Consider the following 6,974-nt stretch of genomic DNA (forward strand, 5'->3'; position numbering starts at 1 on the left):
TGTCGGGTGGTCGGGGCTGCCGCGAATCAGACCTCTTCGTGCCAGAGCGCGCCATCGCGCGACATCAGCGCCGAGGAGGCCGCCGGCCCCCATGTGCCCGCCGTATACGGCTTGGGCGGCACGGTGCTTTCGCCCCAGGTGTCGATGATCGGCTCCACCCAGCGCCAGGCCTGCACCTGCTCGTCGCGCCGCACGAACAGACCCAGGCGGCCGCGAATCACGTCCAGCAGCAGGCGTTCATACGCCCCTGCGCGGCGGACCTTGAACGAGTTGGCGAAGTCGAGATCGAGCGAGGTGGGCGTCAGCTCGAGCGTGTCGCCGGGCTGCTTGACCAGGAAATAGAGCCGGATGCTTTCCTCGGGCTGCAGCTGGATCACCAGTCGGTTCTGCGGCGACAGGGTGAGCGGCTTGGGAAAGATGGCGTGTGGCACATCGCGGAAGTGGATGACGATTTCGGCCACGCGCGATTGCATGCGCTTGCCGGTGCGCAGATAGAACGGCACGCCTTCCCAGCGCCAGTTGGCAATCTCGGCCTTGATGGCGACGAAGGTTTCGGTCCGGCTGTCGGACGCGATGCCCTGCTCGTCCAGATAGCCCGGCACCGGCTTGCCACCGACCGCGCCGGCGCGATACTGGCCGCGCACGGTCTTCTCGGCCACGTCCTGCGGCGTGATGGGCTTGAGCGCCTTGAGGATCTTGATCTTCTCGTCGCGGATGGCGTCTTCGGACAGGCTGGCCGGGGGCTCCATCGCCACCATGCACAGCAGCTGCACCAGGTGGTTCTGCACCATGTCACGCAGCGCGCCCGTGCGGTCGTAGAAGTCGCCGCGCGTTTCGACGCCAAGCTCCTCGGCGATGGTGATCTGCACGTCCTGCACCCATTCGCGGCGCCACAGCGGCTCGAACAGCGCGTTGCCGAAGCGGATCGCCATCAGGTTCTGGACCGATTCCTTGCCCAGGTAGTGGTCGATCCGGTAGATCTGGTCCTCGGCAAAGTATTGCGCCACGGCGGCGTTGATCGCCTCGGACGACTCGAGGTCGTGGCCCAGCGGCTTTTCGAGGACCACGCGCACGTTGGGGGTGTTCAGGCCGGTGCGCGCCAGTTGCTCGCAGATCGGCACGAAGATGTGCGGGGCGGTGGCCAGGTAGCAGACCACGACCTCCGGCTTGCGGGAGAGCACCTTCTCGGCCAGCGCGTCGAAGTGTGCCGGCTGGCGTGCATCGGCCTGCACGTAGCAGATGCGCGCGAGGAAGGACGCCCAGGCTTCCGGCGGCGCATGCTCCAGGGCCGGCCGCACGGTGTCTTCCAGCGTGGCGATGTACTGCTCGGTGGTCTGCGCGTGGCTGCCGGTGGCCAGGATACGCGCGGACGGGTGCAGGATGCCCGCGCGATGCGCGTCAAAGAGGGACGGCAGCAGCTTGCGCCGCGCCAGGTCACCGGTGCCACCAAACAGCACCATGTCGAAATCGGGCATGCTCACCCTGGGCTCCTTGCGGGGATGTGGGAGCGCCCCCCGGGGCGGCGCATTTGTTCGGCCATGTTACGTCACTCGCTGCCGCTTGGGCAGGGGAAGGTGCCGCAAATGATGCGGCGGCGAGGTGGCAAAACCGGCCCACGGCACCGCGATGCGGCGCGCAGCGTACCCGTTTCTGCGTGGATCCGACGCGCCATCGGCCGGCTCGCAGGCGTGCGGCTTTTGCCACAATCCGCCGCGATTCCCGGCGAGGCCGCCGCGCGGATCGCCATGTCTCGGGACGCCGGAACATCCCCGTCCGCCATCGATCCCACCGGTATTCGCCGATGTCGACGACGCACGCCGCAGGCCCCACCACCGGTGCGCTGGCGGTCACGCAGCGGAGAATTTTCGGCTACGCTGATAGCGCCCTACAGGAGAACTCCATGCCACGTCACCCAGTCCTTGAACGGGTCACGGCCCGGATCGTGTCCCGCAGCGCGGCCACGCGGCAGGCTTACCTCGACCGCACCCGCGCCATGGCCGGCCAGAAGGTCGAACGCGCCAATCTGTCGTGTACCAACCTCGCCCACGCCGTGGCGGCCATGCCGGAGGATGCCAAGATCCGGCTCAAGGCGCAGGCGCGGCCCAACCTGGCCATCGTGTCCGCCTACAACGACATGCTGTCCGCGCACCAGCCACTGGCCGTGTTTCCGCAGTGGCTCAAGGAAGCCGCGCTGGAAGCCGGCGGCACCGCGCAGTTCGCGGGGGGCACACCGGCGATGTGCGATGGCGTGACGCAGGGCCAGGATGGCATGGACCTGTCGCTGTTCTCGCGCGACGTGATTGCGATGGCGACCGCGGTGGCGCTGTCGCACCAGATGTTCGACGGCGCGCTGTACCTCGGGGTGTGCGACAAGATTGTGCCCGGGCTGGTGATGGGCGCGCTGTCGTTCGGCCACCTGCCGGCCGTATTCGTGCCGGGCGGCCCGATGACCACGGGCATGGGCAACGACGAAAAGGCCCATATCCGCCAGCTCTACGCCGAAGGCAAGATCGGCCGCGAGGAACTGCTGGAGGCCGAGACCCGGTCGTACCACGGCCCCGGCACCTGTACGTTCTACGGCACGGCCAACTCGAACCAGATGCTGATGGAGATCATGGGCCTGCACCTGCCGGGCACCGCCTTCGTCAACCCGAATACACCGCTGCGCGAGGCGCTGACGCGTGAATCCGCCCGCCAGGCGTTGCGTCTGGTGCATGGCGGCGACCGGTATACCCCGATTGCCGATGTGCTCGACGAGCGCGCGTTCGTCAACGGGGTCGTCGGCCTGGTGGCGACGGGCGGCTCCACCAACCATACGCTGCACCTGATCGCGATGGCACGCGTGGCGGGCATCCAGCTCACGTGGGACGACTTCGACGAGCTGTCCGCCGTGGTGCCGCTGCTGGCGCGCGTGTATCCCAATGGCCGCGCGGACGTGAACCAGTTCCAGGCGGCGGGCGGACTGCCCGTGGTGATCCGCGGCCTGCTGTCCCTGGGGCTGCTGCATGACGACGTGACCACGGTCGTGGGTCGCGGCCTCGGCGACTACACACGCGAACCGGTGCTGCGCGAAGGCCAGCTGACCTGGATCGACGGCCCCGCGGCCACGCTGGATGACACCATCGTCCGCGCCGCGGACCAGCCGTTCGCGGCGGATGGCGGCATCAAGCTGCTCGCTGGCAACCTCGGGCGCTGCGTCATCAAGACCTCGGCGGTCAAACCCGAGCATCAGGTCGTGGAGGCGCCGGCCATCGTGTTCCATCGACAGGACGACCTGCTGGCCGCCTTCAAGCGCGGCGAGCTCGAGCGCGATTTCGTGGCCGTGCTGCCGTGGCAGGGGCCGGCGTCATGCGGTATGCCGGAGCTGCACAAGCTCACGCCCACGCTGACGCTGTTGCAGGATCGCGGCTTTCACGTGGCGATGGTGACGGACGGGCGCATGTCGGGCGCATCGGGCAAGGTGCCCGCGGCGATCCACGTGTGCCCGGAGGCACTGACCGGCGGCGATATCGGCAAGGTGCGCACCGGCGACATCGTCCGCGTGGACGCGCCGGCGGGCGTGCTGACCGTCAAGGTGGACCCGGCCGAATGGGCCGCGCGACCCATCGAGCGGCCCGACCTGACAGCCAACCGGCACGGCGTGGGGCGCGACCTGTTCGGAGGGTTCCGCGCGCATGTGAGCACAGCCGAGACCGGCGCGTGCTCATTGTTTGCCGAGGAAAGCTGATCAGCTCAGCCGACGCAGCGGTGCCCTGCGGGCGTCGCGGGCGTCGGCCTCGCTGTGGCTGAACAGCTCCGCATTGCGAAGGACGTGCCACCAGCCACAGCCCGTCAATCCGGCAAAGCGTACCCGTTTCTGCGTGACACGTTGACCAGCATGGCCGGCGTCCGGCGCGGCGACGGCATCACTCCGTCGGGGGAGCCACCCCCCATGCACGCGCATGCGCATGCAGCCTTTACAGCATGGGGAGCGCGCAGGCGGAAATGCCTGCGCTTACCGCCCGGCGCCCAACGATGCCGAGGTAATCGTGGCGACGCGGCCTGCGCGCCATTGGCCTGGCGTCGCGCCATAGACGGCGCGGAAGCGGTTGTTGAAGTGACTGGGCGACGCGAACCCCGCCTGGACCGCAACCTGCTGCTGCGACAGTCGCGCATCGCCAAGCAGCGCCTGTGCGCGTTCCAGCCGGACGCGCAGCACCCACGCGTGCGGCGGCATGCCGAACGAGACGCGGAACATGCGCGCGAAGTGAAACTCGGAAAGGTCTGCCAGCGCGGCCAGCTCTCCCAGTGTCGGGTTGCTAGCCGGATGGGCGTGGATCCAGTCGGCCACGCGGCGGCGCACGGCGGTGGACAGCCCGCCGCGCCAGTCGGTCAGTGGTTTGCGCGCGCCATGCGAGCGCAGCAGATGCATCACGGCCTCATGCGCCATCGCATTGCCGACCATGCGCGCATCCGGATCGCGCCAGTCGAGCGCCACCAGCCTTCGGCTCAGTGCGACGAGCGTATCGTCCTCGGCAAACAGGCGGTCCTGCAACTGCAACGCCCGGGGCTCCGTATCGAGCACGCGCACGCAATGCCAGGCCAGGTGCTCCGGCTGGAAGTAGAGATGCAGGAAGCGCTGGGTGCCGCCCACATGCCAGCGCGACTCATGCTCGGCGGGCAACAGGCAGACGCGGTCCGGCGCGCCCTTGCGGTTGGGGGCATCGCGGCGATACGTCGAATAGCCGCCCTCGAGGTAGACCGACATCGTATGGTGACCCGGGCGCGCGTAGGCGGTGTCGTCGTGGCGGTTGCGCCAGAGCGCGAGGCCCAGGCCATCGCCCAGCGCGCACGCGCGCTCCAGCGACGCACGCGACTGCGTGAGTGCGGAGAACACGGCATTGCCGTCGAGGGGCGTGGAGGCGTGCGGCATGGCGCGACTATAGCGCGACTGCCGTGCGAATGTGGGCAGTGCGGCGGGCAATGAGGGTGGCGATGCGCGCACGCGGACGGCACGCAGAAACGGGTACGCTCCGGTCTGAAAAAAGGGCGGCCAGGCCGCCCCTTCCGCCACGCGGACAGGTCCGACGCACGTCAGCGCGCTTGCGCGGGATGGTCATGGAGGCGGTCTCGCGTGGCCAGCGCCGGGAACAGCCGCATCCACGCGGCCACCACCAGCAGCGTGCCCGCGCCACCCAGCATCACCGCCCCCACGGGGCCGAGAAACGCGGCGGTGACGCCGGACTCGAATTCGCCGAGCTGGTTGGACGCGCCGATAAAGACCGAGTTGACCGCGCCAACCCGGCCTCGCATGTCATCGGGGGTATCGAGCTGCACCAGCGTCTGGCGCACGACCACGCTGATCATGTCCGAGGCGCCCAGCACCACCAGCGCGCCCATCGACAGCGGCAACCAATGCGAAATGCCAAACACCATCGTCGCCGCGCCGAAGAGGGCCACCGCGCCGAACATCACGCGGCCCACGCGCCGGTTGAGCGGATGCCGGGCCAGCCAGAGCGCCGTGACCAGCGCACCGATGGCTGGCGACGAGCGCAGAAGGCCCAGGCCCCACGGGCCGGTATGGAGGATGTCGCGCGCATAGATCGGCAGCAGCGCGGTGGCACCGCCCAGCAGCACGGCGAACAGATCCAGCGACACCGCACCCAGCAGCACCTGGTGGCTGCGGATATAGGTAAAGCCGGCAAACAGCGTCTTGAGGCTGACCGGCGTAGTCAGGCGCTGGGCGGCCTGACGCAGCTTCAGCGTCGCCACCAGGATCGCGGCGATGGCAAACAGCGCGGCGCTGATCGAATAGACCACGCCCGGCCCAGCCACGTAGGCAAACCCGCCCAACGCCGGTCCGATGATGATGGCGGTCTGCCCGGCCGAACTCGACAACGCGACGGCGCGCGGCAACTGGCGCGGGGTCACCACGCTCGGCAGCAACGCCTGCAGCGTGGGGGTCTCGAAGGCACGGCACGCGCCGATGAGCGCCACGAAGACAAAGATGTGCTCGCGGGTGACCCAGCCCGAGAAGCTGGCCACGGCCATCGCCACGGCAATCACGGCCTCCAGCGCCTGGCATGTGCGCACGATCAGCCGGCGATCGAAGCGGTCCGCCACGTGACCGGACATCAGCAGCAGCACGATCGAGGGCAGGAACTGCACCAGCCCGACCATGCCGAGCATGAAGGCGTCGCGCGTCAGGTCGTACATCTGCCACCCCACCGCCACCGTGAAGATCTGGTACCCGATGGTCGTGCACAGGCGGGCGAACCAGAAATGCCGGAAGGCAGGATCGCGGAAAACGGTGTCCGGCTCGGCGGCCGGCAGCGGTGTGGCGGTGGACATGGGGCGTATGGGTGCGTCACGACACGCACGATGAGCAGGACGAGAGGCCAAAAGGCCCCTTTAGTCACATGACGACGGCAAACGGGGCCGCGTCAGACTGTCCCAAGACGCCCGGGACAAGCGTCCTCAGGCAAAGCAGGGAATTTTAGCCGAGCCAGTGCCTGGGCGGCGGTGCCTCCATGTATCTAAGTTGATGCATGAATACCACAGGTCGGACACAAATTTGCTTCCAGCCAGTTGCCGACGACGGTCACCGCGTTGAGGGTGGTGCCAGCCGCGCACGTTCTACACCCAGGCGTCGCTGGCGTACTGATGGTGTCGGCGGGGGACGGCGACGTCCTCCTCCGACACGCAGGAAGGCCGGCAAGCCGGCAACCAGAGTGCTGGAATCGGCATAGGGGGCAGCCATCGTGGCTGCGCCCTTGCCACACCACCCGGCATGCGGGTCCGCACCGGGCGGTTCGAGAGGTTGAGGTTAGCCCTGTGCTCTCCGATTCATGTCGCGGGCCACCGGCTTCGTCGCAGACGGGTGCGCGTCCGGCTTCACCGTCCGTTTCTCCCGCTCGCCCCACTTGCGCGGGCATCTGACGCAGTGCCTGTTGCATCGACATGGCTTCGAACACTCCCTCTCGTTTGGTCCTTCG

4 protein-coding genes are annotated in these 6,974 nt (G+C 68.4%); 1 reads left to right on the top strand and 3 read right to left on the bottom strand.

What is annotated here, in order from left to right:
• Positions 1-26 precede the first annotated feature (26 nt).
• On the bottom strand, positions 27-1,475 hold the full coding sequence (gene zwf / locus AC1DOX_RS21035) for a glucose-6-phosphate dehydrogenase (protein ID WP_092139439.1): 1,449 nt from the start codon (positions 1,473-1,475) through the stop codon (positions 27-29).
• A gap of 425 nt (positions 1,476-1,900) precedes the next feature.
• On the opposite strand from zwf, the gene edd reads away from it, so the two are divergent.
• Positions 1,901-3,727, top strand: coding sequence for a phosphogluconate dehydratase (gene edd, locus AC1DOX_RS21040; RefSeq protein ID WP_441620385.1), 1,827 nt, complete (start codon positions 1,901-1,903; stop codon positions 3,725-3,727).
• Between the two features lie 267 nt (positions 3,728-3,994).
• On the opposite strand, the gene AC1DOX_RS21045 is transcribed toward edd, so the two are convergent.
• Positions 3,995-4,912 carry a helix-turn-helix domain-containing protein gene (locus tag AC1DOX_RS21045; RefSeq protein WP_441620387.1) on the bottom strand — a complete coding sequence of 306 codons (918 nt, stop codon included), beginning with the start codon at positions 4,910-4,912 and terminating at the stop codon, positions 3,995-3,997.
• Positions 4,913-5,073: 161 nt separating this feature from the next.
• A complete protein-coding gene (locus AC1DOX_RS21050; RefSeq protein ID WP_441620389.1) occupies positions 5,074-6,330 on the bottom strand; it encodes an MFS transporter in 1,257 nt (418 codons plus the stop codon).
• Positions 6,331-6,974: the final 644 nt, after the last annotated feature.

It is taken from the genome of Cupriavidus sp. 01L415 (genome assembly GCF_056400065.1).